Annotated in this window: 1 protein-coding gene; it reads left to right on the forward strand. The window is 40.4% G+C overall.

Annotation, left to right across the window (positions count from 1 at the left end; translation table 11 throughout):
- Nucleotides 1–228 (forward strand): DUF3718 domain-containing protein (locus AN214_RS22135; protein ID WP_152960871.1); only part of this gene is annotated, 228 nt, incomplete at both ends.

A 228-nucleotide genomic window follows, 5' to 3' on the forward strand; every position in this document is an offset into this window, starting at 1 on the left:
CAGCAGCAAGCATTTTATCTTTCAACGCAGCCGCTAAAGTAACACCATCAGACAATAGCTTATCGTCAAAAATCTGCGCTGCAGCAGCAAATGAGCAAGATGGTAAATTACGTCGCTTACTTAAGCAGGAAAACAAAAACGTACGTAAAGCTGCTGAAAATATTTTATGTAACGGCAAGTCGCTAGAAGCATTTGCACAAGACATCAAAAACGCAAAAGTAGCAAAGC

It is taken from the genome of Pseudoalteromonas sp. P1-9, from assembly GCF_001399975.1.
GTDB lineage: Bacteria > Pseudomonadota > Gammaproteobacteria > Enterobacterales > Alteromonadaceae > Pseudoalteromonas.